This is a genomic window from Delftia sp. WSY_10, from assembly GCF_043104705.1.
GTDB classification, from domain to species: domain Bacteria; phylum Pseudomonadota; class Gammaproteobacteria; order Burkholderiales; family Burkholderiaceae_C; genus Comamonas; species Comamonas tsuruhatensis.
This window is the reverse complement of sequence record NZ_JBICKY010000052.1, coordinates 127,530-144,527: the sequence shown is the minus strand read 5'-3', so window position 1 is coordinate 144,527 and position 16,998 is coordinate 127,530. Positions and strand designations below refer to the sequence as shown.

Sequence of the window (16,998 nt, the reverse complement as noted above, 5' to 3'; positions counted from 1 at the left end):
ACTCCCATGACTCACGTCGTCACCGAAAACTGCATCAAGTGCAAATACACAGATTGTGTGGATGTCTGCCCCGTGGACTGCTTCCGCGAAGGCCCCAACTTCCTCGTGATCGATCCTGACGAGTGCATCGATTGCGCCGTGTGCATTCCCGAATGCCCGGCCAATGCCATCTTTGCCGAGGAAGACGTCCCCGCCGACCAGCTCGCCTTCATCAAGCTCAATGCCGAGCTGTCGCTGGAAAAGGGCTGGAAGAGCATCACCAAGCGCAAGGCCTCGCTGCCCGACGCCGACGACTGGAACGGCAAGCCCGGCAAGCTGGACCAGCTCGAACGCTGAAGCCGCGCAGCCCATGCAAGACACCTCCGGCGCGCAACCGATCCAGACCGATGCCCTCGTCATAGGCGCAGGCCCGGCGGGCCTGTTCCAGGTGTTCCAGCTGGGGCTGCAAGGCATCCGCTGCCATGTCGTCGATGCCCTGCCCCATGTGGGCGGGCAGTGCGCGCAGCTGTACGGCGACAAGCCCATCTACGACATTCCCGGCATTCCGGTGTGCACGGGCCATGAACTGGTCCAGTTGCTGCAGCGGCAGGTCGCGCCCATGGACGCGCAACTGCACCTTTCCCAGCAGGTCGCCCAGCTGCAGCGCATGGACGATGGCCGCTGGCTGGCGCAGACCTCGCAAGGCCTTGAACTGCATGCGCGCAGCGTCTTCATTGCGGCTGGCGTGGGCGCCTTTGTGCCCAAGGCGCTGAAGGTGCCCGGCGTGGAGCGGCTGGCTGCAGGCCAGCTCCACTACCATCCCGCCGATCTGGAAATGGTGCGCGGCCGGACCGCCATCGTCCACGGTGGCGACGAAGAGGCCGTGGCCGCGGCCATTGCCTGCGCCGACAAGGCCCAGACCACCTGCCTGCTCTACCGCCGCGACGCCTTCCAGGCTTCGGCGCCATTGCTGGAGCGCCTGCAGGAGCTGCGCGACAGCGGCGCCATCCGCGTGGTGATCGGCCAGATCACGCAACTGCATGCCGACTCAGGCCTGCTGCGTGCCGTGCAGTGGATGGATGGCGAAGGGCAGGAGCATGAACTGGCGGCGCAGCAACTGGTCGTCTGCCTGGGCATCTCCCCCCGCCTGGGCCCGGTCGCCGAATGGGGCCTGGCCATGGAGCGCAAGCAGCTGCTGGTGAACCCTGCAACCCAGGCCACCGATGCGCCCGGCATCTATGCGATCGGCGACATCGTCAGCTACCCGGGCAAGCACAAGCTGATCCTGTGCGGCTTCCACGAAGCCACCATGGCGGCCTTTGCCGCCGCCGAGTACCTGCAGGGCGAAAAACCGCTGCTGCAGTACACGACGACCAGCGCACGGCTGCACGCCATCCTCGGCGTTTCCCATCCGGACGCCTGAGCTTGGTGGTGGTCGCCGCCCGGCGACCCTACAGTTCGGCGCGGCAGTGCCGATAAGGTGGGCAGCGTCCACTCATGCACATCAAGCCTATGGTTGCCACTCTAGAAGCCCCTCCCAGCACTGCCGTCGCGCCACCGGCCGATCCGCGCAGCTTCACCTTCCAGATGCCGCTGTTCCGCCCGGGCACGCAGGTCACACAGAACGGGAAGGCCGAGAAGGTCAGCCACGTCATACTGCGCCGCCGTGAACTGATGGTCTATCTGGTCGGCCATGAAGACCCCGTCAGGCCAGAGCGGCTGAGCATCGCACCCTCGATGTTCACCACACAGCGGCGCCCTGAAGCCCTGAGCTGGATTCTTTGACAGGAAACCGGGCCTGGGCCCGGTTTTTCATCGACGACCTTTCGAGACTCAGGCCTCGCCGCGCCCGGCCATCTTCTGGCCCAGGCGCACGGGCGCGGCATGTGTCCACTGCGCGTTGAAGCGCAGCCCTGCCGATGCGGGAAACAGCATGACGACGGTGGAGCCCAGCTGGAAGCGCCCCATTTCCTCGCCCTGGCCCAGGACGATGGACTGGTCCTCGTAGCGCCAGTCCTGGATGCGGCCGGGCCGCGGCGGATTGACGATGCCGTGCCACACCGTTCCCATGCTGCCCACGATGGTGGCCCCCACCAACACCAGCACCATGGGACCGTGGTCCGTATCGAAGACGCAGACCACGCGCTCGTTGCGCGCAAACAGGCCCGGCACGCCGCGCGCCGTGACCGGGTTGACCGAGAACAGTTCGCCGGGCACATAAATCATCCGACGCAACCGGCCGGCACAGGGCATGTGGATGCGGTGATAGTCGCGCGGGCTCAGGTAAATGGTGGCGAAATGCCCGTTGTCGAACTGCCGCGCCAGCTGTGCATCGCCGCCGACCAGCGCCGTGGCGCTGTAGCTGTGCCCCTTGGCCTGGAAGATCTGCTCGCCCTCGATGGCGCCGATCTGGCTGATGGCGCCATCGACCGGACAGACCCAGTCAGCCGAAGCCAGCGGCCGCACACCGGGCTTGAGCGCCCGCGTGAAGAACTCGTTGAAGCTGGCATAGGCCGCAGGATCGGAATCGGCCGCCTCCGACATGTCCACGCCATAGCGTGCAATGAAGCGCCGGATGACTGCCGTGGTCAGGTCACCCGCACGCGCCTGGGCCAGGCGCCCCATGACGGCAGTCAGCGCCTGCTTGGGCAAAAGATACTGGGAGAGAACGGCAAGTCGATCAGACATCGAGGTTTTGCTATAAAAGTAATAGAAGCTGTGGGCGGATTCTAGCCAACCCGCGACCATCGCCCCTCCTCGGCCACCGCGGCCTTCAACCCTGGCCGGACCACCCCAAAGCCTCGCGCACGTTTTTCGAGGCCATCTCATCACACGCGGATGACAAAAGCCTCGCCGTCCCAGCACGAATCCGACCTGTGTTTTGCGTACGATGGCCGCTTTGAGCACCGCCCGCACGGCGACGAATACAACACTGTAGAATCAGGAAGTTTAGGTGTTGCCGGGCTTCGTCTTTGCGACACCGTTGTGACCTGGTCCTCTGTCCGGTCTGCGCCTTTTGCGCAGAACATCCACAGCCTTTTCAGCCTGACCACGTACCCCATGTTCTGTGGGCCAGGCAAGGTTTTCGTGGTTCCGACAAATGAGTGCCGCAACCGACCCAGACCTAAGAGATTGAACACATGGCCAAAGAAGAACTGATTGAAATGCAAGGCTCCGTCACGGAAGTCCTGCCTGACTCTCGCTTTCGTGTGACGCTGGAAAACGGACACCAGCTGATCGCCTACACCGGCGGCAAGATGCGCAAGCACCATATCCGCATCCTGGCTGGCGACAAGGTATCGCTGGAGATGTCGCCCTACGACCTCACCAAGGGCCGCATCACCTTCCGCCACCTGGCCAACCGTGGCCCCGGCCCTGGATCGCGTTGAACAGAAAATTCGCACATTGCGAAAATACCCATTTTTTTGACGCTACAATAGCGTTTTAGTCGGAGCGTAGCGCAGCCTGGTAGCGCATCTGCTTTGGGAGCAGAGGGTCGCGAGTTCGAATCCCGCCGCTCCGACCAAATGATTCAAGCCCCTGGTTCGAAAGAGCCAGGGGCTTTTGTCTAACAGAATCCAAAGCGTCCAACGCAGCGCCGCCAGCACGAGCCCTCGCTTCAGGCCAGCAAACCGACCACCGCGACGGTATGGCAGGCGCTGCCGGCAACCACGAACAGGTGCCAGATGCCATGCGAATGGCGCATGCTCGAAAGGCTTCGGTAGAACACCGTTCCTGCCGAATAGAGCAGTCCGCCCGCGAGCAGCCAGGCCAGGGTCTGCGCACCTTGGCGCAAGGCCATCGGCACCGCGCCCCCTAAGCTGAGCCAGCCGAGGCTGATGTACAGGGACAGGCGCGGCGGCGAATCGAAACCAAGTGCACGTATCGCGCCCTGCAATGCGAGCGCCCATACACCGGCAAGCAAGGACCAAACCCACAAGCCAGAGGGCGCCATCAAGGCAAAGGGCGTGTGACTGCCGGCAATCAGCAGGTAAATGCAGGCGTGGTCGACGCGCTGCCAAAAACGCTTGCGTGCCCCGCTGCAGCCATGAAAGAGGGCCGAGGCACCGAACAGCGCCGCCAGAGAGAGGCCAAACACCACAGAGCCCACAATCTTGCGCGCATCGCCGCCGGCCACCGTTTCGCAGATGAGGCCCACACTGGCCACCACGCCCACGAGCAGGGCTGCCAGATGACTCCAGGTATTGAACCGCTCGCCGGGCTGGCACCAAACGCTCGTGCCGCTCGGCAAGCCTGCCTGCAAGTCTGGCATGAAGCCTCCTGTCGCATGACCAAGGAACGCCGGACGCCGTGCCCGGCTCCGCCACCTTACGGCTCAGACGTGACAGGGCAATGATTGCAACTCACACGCTGCAGCGCCGTCCGTCGGATACCCCACGACGCGCCGAGTCAAATTGCAACGCCAGGCCTTGAAACCATCCCCAAACCATCCACATGGATGGCATAAGGATGTTCCATGGCCGAAAACACAACCACCTCCAACCCTCGCGTGAGCGAATCCGAGAAGCTCACCATCAATCTGGGCTATGTCGACCTGGGCCAGATCGACCTGCTGGTCGCCGAAGGCTTCTACGCCAACCGCAGCGATTTCATCCGCACAGCGATACGCAATCACCTGCGCAGCCATGCGGACGCGGTGCAACAGGTCGTCGCCCGCAAGATGCTGGTCCTTGGGATGCAGCATTTCTCCCAGGCCGATCTCATGCGGGTGCATGCTGCCGGGGAAAAGCTGCAGATCCGCGTGTTGGGCCTGGCCAGCATCGCGCAGGACGTGCCTGCGCAGCTTGCCGCCGAAACCATCGAATCCATCACGGTGCTGGGAGCGCTCCAGGCCAGCCCCGCCGTTCGTGCCGCTCTGGCCGGCCGCATTACCTGAGAACCATTCCATGAAACAGCTTTTTCAAGACATGCTGGGCGAGGCGACACGCCTGACGCGCACCGGCCATCTGCTGGAAGCCACCGAGCTGATTCAGCGCACGCTGCGAGGCCAAAGTGCGCCCACACCCCACGACAAGCCAGCCGCAACCAGTCATCGGGATGCAGGCTGGATCGTCGATGCCGAAGCCCGCTTCATCGACGATGCTCCCGAACTCGCCGTGCCTGCGGACACATCGCAGGCAGGCACCTCCAGCGACGAGCAATGGCTGCTCGGCAGCTACTCTCACGGAGGCCGGCAGCTGGCCTATCGGCTGTACGTGCCGCCAGGCAGTGCCCTCGAAGCAGGACCTCGCCCGCTCATCCTCATGCTGCACGGCTGCACCCAAGGGCCGCAAGACTTCGCCGCCGGCACGCGCATGAATGACCAGGCGCGCAGCGCTGGCGTACTGGTGCTCTATCCCGAACAAACACAGCATGCAAACTCGCAAAAGTGCTGGAACTGGTTCAAGGCCCAGCACCAGCAACGGGGACGGGGCGAGCCCGCACTGCTGGCAGGCCTCACGCGCCAGGTGATGGCCGACCATGGAGCGGACGCATCGCGGGTCTATGTCGCCGGACTTTCGGCCGGAGGTGCAATGGCGGACATATTGGGACGCACCTATCCCGAGCTGTTCGCCGCCGTGGGCGTGCATTCGGGCCTGGCCGCCGGTGCCGCGTCCAATCTGCCCTCAGCCCTCGAGGCGATGCGAAGAGGCGCAGCATCTGGCTCGGCCAGCGGCCCCAGCGTGTGTCCAGTGATCGTGTTTCATGGTGACGCGGACACCACGGTGCATCACGACAACGGCGCGGCCGTCGTGCATGCTGCACGCAGCGCGCAAAGCCCCACAGGCGCACCTCGCGTCAGCCAGGGCCATGCGCCGAACCGCCAACGGTTCACCCGCTCTGCCTATATCGCAGCCGATGGCAGTACCGCCATCGAGCACTGGCAACTGCATGGCGCAGGCCACGCCTGGTCCGGCGGCAGCGCAGCGGGCAGCTACACCGCGCCGGGAGGAATCGACGCCAGCGCCGAGATGCTGCGCTTTTTCCTTTCGCACCAGCGTGCGCGCAACTGCTGATTCGGCGCCGCTGCTCGCATTCGCCAACCACATGATTTCAAAGGCTCACAAGGGTTAGGAATGGTTGCGCTTGGGCCTATTACTCCGGAAGAGCAGGCTCAGCAATAAATGGGCTGACCAGGACAGCAAAAGGGCCCCCAGGGCCCTTTTTTGCCTGCATGGAGTCAAGCTGCCTCGAAAGGCATGGGAAATCACCGCCAGATACAAGAGACAAGGCAGCCATATGAAATTCAACGATGGGTCGAAAGCTCTGCCAGATGAGATAAGCGCAGCCCTGACCATTTCGGAATCTGGAATGCAAGAGCCTTGTCCATCCTTGTCCATGCTGGAGACCTTGATAAGTCCGGCTACGACTGCGAAGGATATGCAGTGAAAGCCAGGATTTCCTTGGAGGCCTGGCCTGCAGGCCCGCATGGCAGCAGATGCTGCGCAGTAATGCGCGGTGGACGCACTGCCAGCGCCAGCGGCATGGTCCGCGAGAGATACCTTTACCGCGCTCTTCCACATGTCCAGCTCGGTCTGGGAGACCTTCGGGCAAGACAGCGCTCAGTCGCACTTTCCCGGACAGCTGCCGGCCGATCGAACCCACACGGGGACCCACAAAAGAAAAGGCCCGCGACTGCGGGCCCTTGATCAGATTCAGATCTCGAAAGCGGTTCGGTCCGCTGCGTCCTTGATCCAGCCGGGAGGCTTGCCCCGGCCGGTCCATGTTGCGCCAGTGGACGGATCACGGTACTTGGCCACGCCTGTGCCAGCAGGAGACTTGCGCTTACCGGTAGCAAACACGTCTTCCTGGGTCAACTGGAACTGCTGGACCAGTTCACGGACCTTGGCGATGGCACCGCCTTTTTCGGCTTTGAGGACCTCGGCAATGCGAGCCTCGATCTCGGCCTTTTGCTGAAGGAGAGTCTTGTAATCAGATGTCATGGCTTTTTCTTTGGATGCATGCTAGCAAAAACGCATTCTATTCAAAAAATGCTCCGCACCCCAAGGCACAAGCTTTCCACAGCCGTGTGCTGGGACAGAGAAGCCCTTCCGCGCGGCACGCCACACCCGTGGGCGAGGCTCCGTGGCCGACGCGGCGGCTGCCCAGATCGATCGCTGCCGCACCTCTGCACACTTGCGCACACCTGTGCGCGCCAAGGAGTCAGCCCCTTGGGCTGCAATGACTTGCCCTCGGCAGCCGCGATGTGGGGAGAGTTGCCCAGACACGTCAAAAGAAACGGTGCTCTCGCCTGCGGCGAGCGATGGCAAAAGCAAGAACGATTCACCACCCAAAGAGGAGCGGCGGATTGATGAGAAGTAAAGCAAATAGATCGGGACGCTTGACCCATCGCTCTTGGCATGGCGCAGGCTTCGAACGATGCAGCCCCCTCCGAAACCCTGTGGACTGTCTGGCAGCGTCCTTCATGCGCCGGCGCGACCTGATCTTTCACACGCCCGTCGCCCTGGCTGGCAAACCGACCGCAGATCGGCGTATGCGACTTTGGGAAATGGCAGCAGCCTCTGTGGAACCCGTTCCTACAGCCCTCCAGAATGCGCCAAGCCAGACTGGGACCTTTCCAATCAAGAAGGAATTCCCATGAATCCCAACATCCTCCAGCGCCGAACCTCTCTCGCCATCGTGATGGCCGCCGCACTTTTGGGCGCATGTGCCCAGTCCCAGCCCTCGCCCAACGCGCCGGTCACCGCCGTCATGGGCACGGTCGATCTGAGAGAGCCCATGCCGCTCCCGTCCGATGCCGTGCTGGTTGTGGAGCTGCAGGACACCTCTCGCGCCGATGCCGCCGCCCCCGTGATATCTCAGCAATCCGTGCGGCTTGAGGGCCTCAAGCCCCCGTTCAGCTACAAGCTGCCCGTGGAGCCCAATCGTCTCAATCCTGCGGCGCAATATACGGTGACCTCACGCATCACCCAGGGCAACCAGCTCATCTTCACCAATGACACCGTCCACCCGGTCCTGACCCGTGGAGCAGGCCCGAAGGCCGATATGGTGCTGGTGCGGGTTGCCCCCTGACCTTCCCTAAAAAGACAAAGCCCGCAGGACATTCCGGCGGGCTTTGTCGCGCAGAGGGCACCAGGCGGCCATCAAGGCATGCCGTTGGCACCATGCGTGCGAAAGCCTGGGCGCTCGCAAAGCCGCTCATAGTACGCACGGACTGCGGGCAAGTCAGGGCGATCCATCGGGGCAGACAGCCAGCGGTGGGCAGACAGGCCCAGCACGATGTCGGCAAGGGTGAGTTGCGCGCCTGCAGCAAAGGCGCCTGTGCGCGACAGTTGCTCCTCCAGTATGCGCATGTGGCAATGCCAGTTCGCCATGCTGCTGGCCAGCAGCGCAGGATCCTGATGCTCCGGACTGTTTCTCACCAATCCCATGAAGGCATAGCGCCAGGAGTTGTTCAGTTCGGTCGCCTGCCAGTCCATCCATTGCTCGACGCGTGCGCGCTCTGCGGGTGCTGCAGGCAGCAGGTCATGCCGAGCCTGGCGCGCGGCAAGATAGCGGCAAATGGTGTTGGACTCCCACAGCACCAGCGCCCCATCAAGCAGCACGGGAACCATGGCATTCGGGTTGAGTGCAAGAAATCCCGGCTCCTGCGTTGACCGATGGCCCGAACCCCACTCTTCCTGTTCGAACGAGACTCCCAGCTCCACGCAAAGCCACAGCACCTTGCGCACATTGATGGACGATGACTTTCCCAGAATCCTGATCATTCGCAGCCTTCTTCGGTTTCGGTGATTTGCAATCCTGCATTGTCCCGTCCAATCCGATGAGGAATGCGGTCAGATTCCCACTGCTGCCGCATGATGCAGACATGCCTCTGGAACAGCCGTCATCCCGCCGAAACCACTCTGGCCCTTCTCCGACCGACACAGACCTGTGGACTGCATACATCGATGCAAGCGCACTGCCCAACCCGGGTCGCATGGCCTTGGGAGCCGTCATCACGGCGCCCGACGGAACACGGCAGCTTCTGTCCCAGGTCTGCCCCGACCAAGGCTGCAACAACGAAGCCGAGCTGCGGGCCTTGATGGCTGTGCTGCAGACCCTGCTAGGCCTGCAGGCTCGCCGGCTGGCCATCTTCACGGACAGCAGCGTCCTGGTAGAGCAGTTGGCGCCATCGCCCCGCCCCACCAGGCCCATCGTGCGGCTGGCCGACCTTTTCGATCAGGCCCGCGCCATGCTGGCCGAGTTCGAGCATGTGCAACTGCGCTGGATTCCTCGTCACCGCAACACCGAGGCCGACGCGCTGGCCAGAGCGGCCCTTTTGCCGCCGTGACCCTGCGCTTAGCCGCACTCAGGCGGACTGCTGCCTGTCCAGCCGCTTGAGGAACACACCAATCTCCTTGACGACCTGGGCATCTCCCTTTTCCTGCGCACAGGCCAACCCCGTGCTCCACGCCTGCCGAGCCCCCGAAGCATCGTCCAGCGCCAGCAATGCCCGGCCCAGAAGCTTCCATGCCACCGAATAGCCGGGATCGAGTTCAGTGGCGCGCTGCAGGTGCGAGTGCGCCACAGCAGGCGCATCGCCATCAAGATACGCCTTGCCCAACGTGCAGCGCATCAAAGCCGAGTCCTTGCCGGACGCCAGGAGGCCCTCGAGCCTTTGCGTCATTTCGTTCATGGTTTCATCCTTTGGTGGCAATGCATGTTCTCGATCCAGCTGAAATTGCGGTCATGCTACAATCTCGCGGTTGTCTGCGCAGACAATGCTGTATCTCACGCCGGCGCGTCGTGCACTACGACGAAAAAAACAACGGTGACAGCCGCAGAGACGTTCTGCCGTAAAACGATGGTCGCGTAAGAGCCATCGTCCACATCACCCGCAAAAAGCCCGCTTTCAAGCGGGCTTTTTGCATTCCCACTGCCCGGCTGGTCTCACGATGGCGTGTGAAAAACAGGATTTACGACTCAGTTGCATGCAACTTCACCCGAGTTAGCTCCTTCAAGCACCTTGTTTCAATTTACACTTGACAACCAGGAAGGACCGGAGGCGCCAGACGCCAGCGCTCTCATTTCAAACTCTTAGCATGTGTCCTTCCAGGATTGATCGCATGGAACGCTCCATTCAGCGCCCCGGCCGCCTCCGCAGCCGGGGCGTTTTTTCTTGACGACGATCGCTCAGGCGCCCTGGCAACAACCGAAACGGGCACAAAGGCAAGTTTTTTCTCAATTCCAGAGAAAAGCACAGGTTTATTTGAGAATGATTCTTGTTTGCGTGTATGATTCAACCCATGCCGCAGCATTCATGGTGTTGCAGCAGTTCAGTTTCATCGTGGGGCGACTCGTCAGGCCAGTTCAGCCTGCAGTCGTTTTTGCCAGCCAGCGGTATGCCGGTTAGCCAGGCTCTTTTTTTAAAGCACGATCATTTCTGGATATTCAATGCATCAGTTGCACTGAGCAGCGTCCACAGCAGGCGCTTTTTCTTCGCCTCAACACTGCCATCGCGCATCCATCGCGCACCGGCATGCGACTGCACGCCAAATTTCTCTGAACTCCATCGCATCCAGGCAATGCCCTGGCTGCAGATTTCCTTCGCGCAATGCAACAGGCCCGGCCCGCGCCAAGCGCAAGCCGGGCCTTTCCCGTTGCCGGATCAGGAACCGCGACGGCGCAAACGGATGGCCAGCCCGCCCATCATCAGACTCAGCAGAGCCACAGCCCATTCGCTCAGTGAAGGAATCGCCGCTGGCGTGCCGCCGCCGACCGCCGCAGCAGGCACAACCAGTGCAGAGGGATCTTCCACCCGGCCGTTGGCCACCAGATCGTCATCACCCAGGCCACCATCGCGCAGCACGAAGGAGACGACGCGCCCCTGCAGCGTTGCCGGTATCCGATACCAGTGCTGCGTGGCGTTGTCGCTTGTGCGCCCCCACTTCCAGTACTCGGCACCGCTGGGCAGATCACTGGGATAGGTCAGCTTGACAGTCACGAGCGCACCCGCATCACAGCCATCGGTATTCAGCTTCAGCAGTCCGTGGGGCACCACAGCCCCCGGACGCGGTGTGCCAGGCGCCGCCATGACCTGAGGCGGCTCGGCCAGGCGGCAGTTGATACCGCCGCCGGCGACTTCGCCCGATACCGCCATCTGGCCCGACCCGGTGATGTTGAAGCGGTTGGCCTGGTCCACAGGACCTGCAGCAGCCGCCAGCAACGGATAGCTGGCAGTCACAGGCGCATGGACCCCATCGCTCGCGCTCAATTGCAAGCTGGCCGAACCGGCCACCGATGCCAGATAGACGGCGGAGCGAAATTGCTCCGACACCTGAGCGGGGCTGCCGCGCAACTGTATGCCCGGCTGCGCGGCATCGGCGTCCTCCAGTCCAAGCACCTGCCCGTTGCTGGCAACAATGGACAGCGTCACGACAGGGCTGTCGGCATCTGCCACCTGCACATTGGCCAGATCGGCCGCCTGGCCAACCACCACGGATTGCGCATTGGCGGGCAAGCCACTGAGCGATGGTGCCTGCCCACCGAAATTCAGACCCAGCAAAATCGGATTGTGGTCGCTGGAACGATAGGCCGTCGGCGCATAGAAGCTGGCCTGCTGGTCCAGCGACTTGAACTCGAGGTTGTAGTCCAGGACTTCAGGCTCCTCGGCATTGATGGCCCACTTGACCGCGCGCCCCACGCTCGGCTGCAGGCTGGCACTTACCAGCACATGGTCCAGCGAGCCCCACATTCCATCGAACGCATAGGACAGGCCCTGAGACACCTTGGCGTAGCCGCCATCCTCCAGCGCCTTGATGGGGTCCTCCTTCGAGTACGCATTGAAATCCCCGACCAGCACCACATGCGGGCTGGTCGTGCTTGTGGGCCGGGTTGCCAGCCAACTGCTCAGTTGCTCGGACGTCTTCACACGCGCGGCGTTGTTGGCGCCCTGGCCGTCAAGCGCGTCTGCATTGCCCGGGCTGCTGAGCACACTGCCCTTGGATTTGAAGTGATTCACCACCAGCGTAAACTGCTCCGTGCTGCCGCCTACCGCAAAAGTCTGTGCAATCGGTACGCGTGCGCCGCCTACGCCTGGGTTGAAGGCGTCGTAGGTGGTGACGCTGGGTGCCGCTGCGCTGCCCACCGGCGTGACACGATCGCTGCGATAGAGGATGGCCACGGTGATCGCATCCGTGCCAGCACCCGCCACCGTACCTGAAGCCTCGCTGAAAGGCGCCTTGACCACCGCATACACGGCGCCGGCAGGCTTGTCCGCACTCGCGTTCAAGGCGTCGGCCAGATCCTGGATGGCGCTGCCCGGGCCAAAGCCGTTGTTCTGCACCTCCATCAGGCCATACACATCGGCGCCCAGCCCCAGCAGATTGGCCACGATCTTGGCGCGCTGCCTGTCCAGCTCGGCAATGCTGTTGGCACCACGAATGCCCTGCTGATTGCCCAGGGGCGTGCTGAACATCACCTGGGAAGAGCCGCTGGTGGCACCCGTCAGGTTGAAGAAATTGAGCACGTTGGCTGAGGCAATCTTGAGCGATGCCGCCCCCACAGCCTGCTGCAACTGAGCAGCCGAGGGACGCGCCGCCCCCGAGAACTGCGGCGTCTGCGTAGGCTGTACGCGGTAGCTGGTCAGATATGGCTCGCTGGCAGCTGCATCCGAGAACTGATCGAGCACGCCGATGACACGGTCCACGCCATCGCCGGCACGCAGCGTGTTGGAGGCCGACAGAGACTGTCCGCCGCGGCCCGGCACAGAGGCGGGATTCTGTGCGCCCGAGCGATCATCCAGAATGATCTGGCTGCGCTGCAATGTCTGCACATAGGCGGCATAGCCCGTCACGCTGGGCGCATTGAGTTCGGTGTACTGCGCCAGCGGCGCGTCGGCAGACAGCGTGACATTGCCGTAGCGGCCCAGCGTGCGGTTGTCGCTCACCACCAGCTTGCCGCCCGCAGTGGCGGACGCGACCTCCACACGCATCCCCTCCAGACGCTCCCACTGCCCCATGTCGCTGACAGGCAGCGTGACGCGCACGGGCTCCGGCAAGGCGGCCGCGCCACGGACCACGAAGTCCGTGACGGCGCTGAGCTGGGTCTGGTTGCGAAACTCGCTCACCGAGGCGGAGACCTGCACCAGCTTGCCTACAGTGCCCTCATCCACCCCGGGATTCGCATTGCCGTAATAGACGAAGACGCCCTCCGAGGTGGCAGCATCGCCATCGGAATCCGCCTCCTCCTCCTGCACGAAGAAGCCACTCAACCCTGGCATATAGGCCGTTACCACGGCGCTCACTGTCACCTTCTGCCCCACCAGGGGAGACTGGTCGCCGGAACCCTGGAGTGCAGAAATTCTGGTGATGGGCGGCTCGTCCCCCGTCGTGAAGCCCAGCGCCGTGCCGGTCCACACATTGCCCGAGGTATCCAACACCGGCTCGCCCACGGGAACCAGGCTGTAGGACGTATTGACCGCCAGCCGCACACCCGCGTTGAGCGTGATGGTCGAGCCACTGAATTTCACCTTCGCCGCATCGCCAGCCTGCAGCATTGCCACCACGGTGCTGCCCTGGCGCAGTTCGAAGCTGCCGCTACCGGGTTTCACCGCCTCATCAAAGCTCAGCTTGATTTCGGGATTCAGCGCCACCCCGGTTGCCGCCGCAGCAGGAATGGTGGCCTGCACAGTGGGTGGCGTGGTATCGGGCAGTGCCAGGGCGATGGAGACATCGTCAACGGCCAGGCCGTGATCGTTGCCCACATCATTGAGTTCGACCCAACGCAGCCACAACGTGGCGCCTGGCGCCCAGCCCAGACCGCGCAGATCGCCGCCCACATCATTCACCCGTCCGGCCACATTGCCATCCACCGGGGCGGCAGTACCGGTAGCGATCGGCGATTTCCAATTGAAATTCGCACCCGCAGGCAGCCATTCAGGCACATCGGCAAAGGTCGTGCCCATGCCGTACTCCAGCTCCATGGGCTGCTCGGAGGTGTTGCCGCCATTGCGCCATTGCTCGCCACTGAATCGCAGGCTGATGCCATCCACCGCGCCGCCCGTGTCATTGCGCATCGCCAGTGCAATCCAGCCGGCCACGGCACCCTGGGAGGGGCTGCCAAAGTAAGCTCCACCCGATGCCACGCCACCCAATGCACGGTCCGCATCCAGCCCCAGGCTGTAGAAGCTGCCGGCATTGGACGCGCCATTGCCTGCCGCATATGCAGTGATGGCCGCCAGGCTCCTGTTGAAGAGAAACCAGCCCGGCAGGGTGCTGTCATTGGCCCAGGCCAGCCCCGTCCCGGACGCGGCCAGGGTGTCGAAATTCTGCGCATAGGTGCCAGTGAAAGGAACCTGCGCCCATACGCCGGCGGAGGCCGAAAGAAGCAGGCCTGCACCATACAGACGCCAACGATGGCGCTGCAGCGGCGGACTCATCGGATTGGCCGGGTTGAACACAAACGGAATCAGCGTGCGGGCAATGGACATGGATGTGCAATAAAAAAATAATGCGCATCCCCCCGTGGTTGCGCAACTTCCGGTTTATCGCGCATGGACATGACCAGCCTGTGACTCGGCGGATGCTCCCGCGTCCTACGCGCAGACTGGCCGCTCACCCATCTGCCACTTCCCACACGGCATGCATCATTGCACCCAGTTTCTGAATCGTTTCATTGCCGGCCCTGGGGCATTTCCTCCTCCCTCCCTCTCATTCCCCCAGGAAGCCTTCAAAAAGGCACCGGCTCTTTCTTCCCAGGCCAGCGCAAGCCGCTGGCCTTTTTCTTGGGCGCGCCTCGTCGCCACAACCATCCTCGTCACCCGTCTTGAACGCGCCACGTCGCTGGTGGCTTTTCGTGCGTCCGCACACTCCAACACTCTTTTTCTTACTCATAACTTACAAAATGTTCATTCCCGTGATATACACGCGCATCTCCCACTGAAAATCATCATCGCCATGACATCCGACTACAGGGCCCTGCTGCAACAAAAAGCCGATCTTGAGAAAAAGATCGACGCTCTGATCAAGCACGCAAGAACGGATGCGATCACTGAAGCAAAGGCCATGGTGCAGCAATATGGCCTGACGAAAGAGGATGTCTTCCCCTCCGCCAGGATCAAACCTCGCAAGATCGGACAGCGCAGCGTGGGCGAACCCAAATTCCGCAACCCCGAAACCGGCGCAACCTGGACAGGCCGCGGAAAGCCGCCCAAGTGGATAGAAGGCAAGGACCGCGCAAGCCTCGCCATCTGATCGCCAGCCATATTCAGGCGCGATGCCATACCATGTGCTTCCATCACCAGGAGGAAGCACACATGAGCAAACAGAACTCGGACACGCTGTTGGCTGCAGAACTGGCCGACCACTTCATAGAAGTCATTTTGTCGACCAAGCCTGAACTGCTGGTGTCGGGCATCGGCGGAGTGGCAGACCTGCACCACATACAGCATGGGGCCAAGGCCCTGGCACATTTCCGCCTGACGCTGATTCAGGAACTGTCCCAGCAGCCCATGCCCGACATGAACAGCCACTGAGGCGGGCGCGAGGCAACGAACAGGCAAGAAAAAACCGCCACACACTGAGGTCTTCAGTGTGTGGCGGTGTCTTGGATGGTGGAGCTGGCGGGAATTGAACCGCCGTCCAGGCCTTTATCCATGCTGGTACCGCTCTGATCCGTGCGATTTCCGTGCGAATCTATAAAACCCACCGACACCATCAGACACCAGAAACGACAAAAGCCCCCTCGGCGCCATCACGGCAGCCGAGGGGGCTTTTTTGCGTTCTGAGGTGCCTACATCCGTCCTGAGAAAAATCAACATCGCCGAGCGCGGGCCGGCGCTCTACCCTTCGGCCTTCAGTTCCGCCAACTGCTCAGCTGACAGAAGCGCCTCCTCTTCCGGTTTCTCCGCGCCACTGCGCAGCACACCCAGCGGCGGCAGCTTGATCAGCGCTTCCGCCTGCACGGCCGTGCCGTGCAGCCATGCATCCCAGTCGCCGGGCTCCAGCATCACGACCCCGCGCTTTTCTTTTCCCGGCCGGTGCATCAGCGAGAGCACTGGGTGCCCGTCAGCAGGCTGCGTGATCATCGTGTAGTTCGGCACCAGCTCGCCCGTCTCCGGGTCCGTCCATTCGCTGTACAGGCCGGCCAGAGCCGCTGGTTGCCCATCCGCGCGCCTGAACGACCACCACACATTGCGGCTGCTCAGGCCCCAGTACGGCTCCACCCAGGACTCGACGGGGATCAGGCAGCGCTGGCCCGCGCGCCATGCCGGCGCAAATGTCCAAGACTTTGCGATGGTCTCGCGCCGGGCGTTGTTCGTTGACATGGGCGTCCCGTCGCGGGTAGTCGGCCGGCGCGTCGGTGAGCTGCGCGGAATCATGCCCCACTGCCCAACTTCCAGCACGCCGCCGGGCTTGATGTACGGCCCCAGAGCCAGCGGCGTGACGTGCGGCTTCCACCATCGGTTCGGCGCTTGGCGTCCCAGCGCGAAGGCACGCTCGATCTCTATCTCCTCCGGCGGGGTGTAGCGATTACACATAGGGCCACCTCTTGGTGGGCCGCTCAATTGCAGCCTTTGCGGCAGCGTAACGCTGGCCCAGCCAACCGGCCATAGGCACGAGTGCCGCGTCGATGCCGGCGCGATCCGGGCAACACAACCATGTCTGCGGCCATCGCCTCAGATCGCCCTCATCCCACTCCAAGCCCCTCAGCAGCATTGACCCATCTTCGCGCATGCGCAGCATCTCAACTTGCCCCAGCCCGCGCGTGATGGGCCCCGAGCCTCCAGGGTCAACGATGTCTACACGGTCGTTTTCGTAAGCCCGCGTGGTCACCAGGAGGCCGGTGACGCAGTGCACGCTCCGCAACATCGGCACGGACAGGTAGACGCCGCAAAAGCGTAAGCGCAGCATCGTCGTGCGCCAGCCCGCCTCGACCTGACCCTGGCGCTCCCGCTCACTACCGGGCGCGCAGCCCTCTGAGCGATATCGGCCCGGCAGATCGGGCAACCCTGTTGAATCGTGGGTCATGACATTTTTACTGTATGAATATACAGTTATTATGCAAACCCGATCT

General features: G+C 62.7%; 19 protein-coding genes and 1 tRNA gene. 12 read left to right on the top strand and 8 right to left on the bottom strand.

Annotation, left to right across the window (positions count from 1 at the left end; translation table 11 throughout):
• The first annotated feature begins 6 nt into the window (after positions 1–6).
• The 3 genes from fdxA (at position 7) to ACF8ML_RS20630 (ending at position 1,764) form a co-directional block, all read left to right on the top strand.
• Complete coding sequence (fdxA, locus tag ACF8ML_RS20640) at positions 7–336, top strand: ferredoxin FdxA (RefSeq protein ID WP_012206456.1); 330 nt, start codon at positions 7–9, stop codon at positions 334–336.
• Positions 337–349: 13 nt separating this feature from the next.
• The gene (locus tag ACF8ML_RS20635; protein WP_047326844.1) at positions 350–1,402 is read left to right on the top strand and encodes an NAD(P)/FAD-dependent oxidoreductase; all 1,053 of its coding nucleotides are present in this window, start codon (positions 350–352) and stop codon (positions 1,400–1,402) included.
• 74 nt (positions 1,403–1,476) lie between these two features.
• The gene (locus ACF8ML_RS20630) at positions 1,477–1,764 is read left to right on the top strand and encodes a hypothetical protein (RefSeq protein WP_016448351.1); all 288 of its coding nucleotides are present in this window, start codon (positions 1,477–1,479) and stop codon (positions 1,762–1,764) included.
• A gap of 48 nt (positions 1,765–1,812) precedes the next feature.
• Here ACF8ML_RS20630 and asd read toward each other — a convergent pair whose 3' ends face one another.
• Positions 1,813–2,667, bottom strand: a complete 855-nt coding sequence (asd, locus tag ACF8ML_RS20625; RefSeq protein ID WP_047326843.1) for an archaetidylserine decarboxylase — start codon at positions 2,665–2,667, stop codon at positions 1,813–1,815.
• Positions 2,668–3,119: 452 nt separating this feature from the next.
• Between asd and infA the strand changes: the two genes are divergently transcribed.
• Both infA and ACF8ML_RS20615 read left to right on the top strand, forming a co-directional pair.
• The gene (infA, locus tag ACF8ML_RS20620) at positions 3,120–3,368 is read left to right on the top strand and encodes a translation initiation factor IF-1 (RefSeq protein WP_012206460.1); all 249 of its coding nucleotides are present in this window, start codon (positions 3,120–3,122) and stop codon (positions 3,366–3,368) included.
• 60 nt (positions 3,369–3,428) lie between these two features.
• A tRNA-Pro gene (locus tag ACF8ML_RS20615) sits at positions 3,429–3,505 on the top strand.
• A gap of 93 nt (positions 3,506–3,598) precedes the next feature.
• Here ACF8ML_RS20615 and ACF8ML_RS20610 read toward each other — a convergent pair.
• A complete protein-coding gene (locus ACF8ML_RS20610; RefSeq protein ID WP_047326842.1) occupies positions 3,599–4,252 on the bottom strand; it encodes a hemolysin III family protein in 654 nt (217 codons plus the stop codon).
• Between the two features lie 204 nt (positions 4,253–4,456).
• Between ACF8ML_RS20610 and ACF8ML_RS20605 the strand changes: the two genes are divergently transcribed.
• Both ACF8ML_RS20605 and ACF8ML_RS20600 read left to right on the top strand, forming a co-directional pair.
• Positions 4,457–4,876 carry a CopG family transcriptional regulator gene (locus ACF8ML_RS20605; RefSeq protein ID WP_047326841.1) on the top strand — a complete coding sequence of 140 codons (420 nt, stop codon included), beginning with the start codon at positions 4,457–4,459 and terminating at the stop codon, positions 4,874–4,876.
• Between the two features lie 10 nt (positions 4,877–4,886).
• Positions 4,887–5,996, top strand: a complete 1,110-nt coding sequence (locus ACF8ML_RS20600; RefSeq protein ID WP_392407887.1) for an alpha/beta hydrolase family esterase — start codon at positions 4,887–4,889, stop codon at positions 5,994–5,996.
• 639 nt (positions 5,997–6,635) lie between these two features.
• Here ACF8ML_RS20600 and ACF8ML_RS20595 read toward each other — a convergent pair.
• The gene (locus ACF8ML_RS20595) at positions 6,636–6,923 is read right to left on the bottom strand and encodes an H-NS histone family protein (protein WP_016449500.1); all 288 of its coding nucleotides are present in this window, start codon (positions 6,921–6,923) and stop codon (positions 6,636–6,638) included.
• Between the two features lie 655 nt (positions 6,924–7,578).
• On the opposite strand from ACF8ML_RS20595, the gene ACF8ML_RS20590 reads away from it, so the two are divergent.
• A complete protein-coding gene (locus tag ACF8ML_RS20590) occupies positions 7,579–8,013 on the top strand; it encodes a YbaY family lipoprotein (RefSeq protein WP_016449501.1) in 435 nt (144 codons plus the stop codon).
• A 71-nt stretch (positions 8,014–8,084) separates the two neighbouring features.
• On the opposite strand, the gene ACF8ML_RS20585 is transcribed toward ACF8ML_RS20590, so the two are convergent.
• Positions 8,085–8,708 (bottom strand): glutathione S-transferase, encoded by a 624-nt coding sequence (locus ACF8ML_RS20585; protein WP_047326840.1) that lies wholly within the window; start codon positions 8,706–8,708, stop codon positions 8,085–8,087.
• Between the two features lie 101 nt (positions 8,709–8,809).
• On the opposite strand from ACF8ML_RS20585, the gene ACF8ML_RS20580 reads away from it, so the two are divergent.
• A complete protein-coding gene (locus ACF8ML_RS20580) occupies positions 8,810–9,274 on the top strand; it encodes a ribonuclease HI family protein (protein WP_082145227.1) in 465 nt (154 codons plus the stop codon).
• An 18-nt stretch (positions 9,275–9,292) separates the two neighbouring features.
• Here ACF8ML_RS20580 and ACF8ML_RS20575 read toward each other — a convergent pair whose 3' ends face one another.
• Positions 9,293–9,619 (bottom strand): lipopolysaccharide assembly protein LapB, encoded by a 327-nt coding sequence (locus tag ACF8ML_RS20575; protein ID WP_016453324.1) that lies wholly within the window; start codon positions 9,617–9,619, stop codon positions 9,293–9,295.
• 483 nt (positions 9,620–10,102) lie between these two features.
• Between ACF8ML_RS20575 and ACF8ML_RS20570 the strand changes: the two genes are divergently transcribed.
• Positions 10,103–10,336, top strand: coding sequence for a hypothetical protein (locus ACF8ML_RS20570; protein WP_152683542.1), 234 nt, complete (start codon positions 10,103–10,105; stop codon positions 10,334–10,336).
• A gap of 255 nt (positions 10,337–10,591) precedes the next feature.
• Here ACF8ML_RS20570 and ACF8ML_RS20565 read toward each other — a convergent pair whose 3' ends face one another.
• Positions 10,592–14,413 (bottom strand): ExeM/NucH family extracellular endonuclease, encoded by a 3,822-nt coding sequence (locus ACF8ML_RS20565; RefSeq protein ID WP_392407839.1) that lies wholly within the window; start codon positions 14,411–14,413, stop codon positions 10,592–10,594.
• A 466-nt stretch (positions 14,414–14,879) separates the two neighbouring features.
• Here ACF8ML_RS20565 and ACF8ML_RS20560 point away from each other — a divergent pair, with 466 nt between their 5' ends.
• Positions 14,880–15,176, top strand: coding sequence for an H-NS histone family protein (locus tag ACF8ML_RS20560; protein ID WP_047326837.1), 297 nt, complete (start codon positions 14,880–14,882; stop codon positions 15,174–15,176).
• Between the two features lie 62 nt (positions 15,177–15,238).
• Positions 15,239–15,457 (top strand): hypothetical protein, encoded by a 219-nt coding sequence (locus ACF8ML_RS20555; protein ID WP_047326836.1) that lies wholly within the window; start codon positions 15,239–15,241, stop codon positions 15,455–15,457.
• 306 nt (positions 15,458–15,763) lie between these two features.
• On the opposite strand, the gene ACF8ML_RS20550 is transcribed toward ACF8ML_RS20555, so the two are convergent.
• Together ACF8ML_RS20550 and ACF8ML_RS20545 are read right to left on the bottom strand one after the other, a co-directional pair.
• Positions 15,764–16,462, bottom strand: a complete 699-nt coding sequence (locus tag ACF8ML_RS20550) for an SOS response-associated peptidase (RefSeq protein WP_392407838.1) — start codon at positions 16,460–16,462, stop codon at positions 15,764–15,766.
• A complete protein-coding gene (locus ACF8ML_RS20545) occupies positions 16,455–16,952 on the bottom strand; it encodes a hypothetical protein (RefSeq protein ID WP_392407837.1) in 498 nt (165 codons plus the stop codon). The genes ACF8ML_RS20550 and ACF8ML_RS20545 overlap by 8 nt, the downstream gene beginning before the upstream one ends.
• Positions 16,953–16,998: the final 46 nt, after the last annotated feature.

What these genes read in the sequence shown, in the direction of transcription:
- fdxA (WP_012206456.1), top strand. Translation starts at nt 7, where the DNA reads ATGACTCACGTCGTCACCGAAAACTGCATCAAGTGCAAATACACAGAT.
- ACF8ML_RS20635 (WP_047326844.1), top strand. Translation starts at nt 350, where the DNA reads ATGCAAGACACCTCCGGCGCGCAACCGATCCAGACCGATGCCCTCGTC.
- ACF8ML_RS20630 (WP_016448351.1), top strand. Translation starts at nt 1,477, where the DNA reads ATGCACATCAAGCCTATGGTTGCCACTCTAGAAGCCCCTCCCAGCACT.
- asd (WP_047326843.1), bottom strand. Translation starts at nt 2,667, where the DNA reads ATGTCTGATCGACTTGCCGTTCTCTCCCAGTATCTTTTGCCCAAGCAG.
- infA (WP_012206460.1), top strand. Translation starts at nt 3,120, where the DNA reads ATGGCCAAAGAAGAACTGATTGAAATGCAAGGCTCCGTCACGGAAGTC.
- ACF8ML_RS20610 (WP_047326842.1), bottom strand. Translation starts at nt 4,252, where the DNA reads ATGCCAGACTTGCAGGCAGGCTTGCCGAGCGGCACGAGCGTTTGGTGC.
- ACF8ML_RS20605 (WP_047326841.1), top strand. Translation starts at nt 4,457, where the DNA reads ATGGCCGAAAACACAACCACCTCCAACCCTCGCGTGAGCGAATCCGAG.
- ACF8ML_RS20600 (WP_392407887.1), top strand. Translation starts at nt 4,887, where the DNA reads ATGAAACAGCTTTTTCAAGACATGCTGGGCGAGGCGACACGCCTGACG.
- ACF8ML_RS20595 (WP_016449500.1), bottom strand. Translation starts at nt 6,923, where the DNA reads ATGACATCTGATTACAAGACTCTCCTTCAGCAAAAGGCCGAGATCGAG.
- ACF8ML_RS20590 (WP_016449501.1), top strand. Translation starts at nt 7,579, where the DNA reads ATGAATCCCAACATCCTCCAGCGCCGAACCTCTCTCGCCATCGTGATG.
- ACF8ML_RS20585 (WP_047326840.1), bottom strand. Translation starts at nt 8,708, where the DNA reads ATGATCAGGATTCTGGGAAAGTCATCGTCCATCAATGTGCGCAAGGTG.
- ACF8ML_RS20580 (WP_082145227.1), top strand. Translation starts at nt 8,810, where the DNA reads ATGCCTCTGGAACAGCCGTCATCCCGCCGAAACCACTCTGGCCCTTCT.
- ACF8ML_RS20575 (WP_016453324.1), bottom strand. Translation starts at nt 9,619, where the DNA reads ATGAACGAAATGACGCAAAGGCTCGAGGGCCTCCTGGCGTCCGGCAAG.
- ACF8ML_RS20565 (WP_392407839.1), bottom strand. Translation starts at nt 14,413, where the DNA reads ATGTCCATTGCCCGCACGCTGATTCCGTTTGTGTTCAACCCGGCCAAT.
- ACF8ML_RS20560 (WP_047326837.1), top strand. Translation starts at nt 14,880, where the DNA reads ATGACATCCGACTACAGGGCCCTGCTGCAACAAAAAGCCGATCTTGAG.
- ACF8ML_RS20555 (WP_047326836.1), top strand. Translation starts at nt 15,239, where the DNA reads ATGAGCAAACAGAACTCGGACACGCTGTTGGCTGCAGAACTGGCCGAC.
- ACF8ML_RS20550 (WP_392407838.1), bottom strand. Translation starts at nt 16,462, where the DNA reads ATGTGTAATCGCTACACCCCGCCGGAGGAGATAGAGATCGAGCGTGCC.
- ACF8ML_RS20545 (WP_392407837.1), bottom strand. Translation starts at nt 16,952, where the DNA reads ATGACCCACGATTCAACAGGGTTGCCCGATCTGCCGGGCCGATATCGC.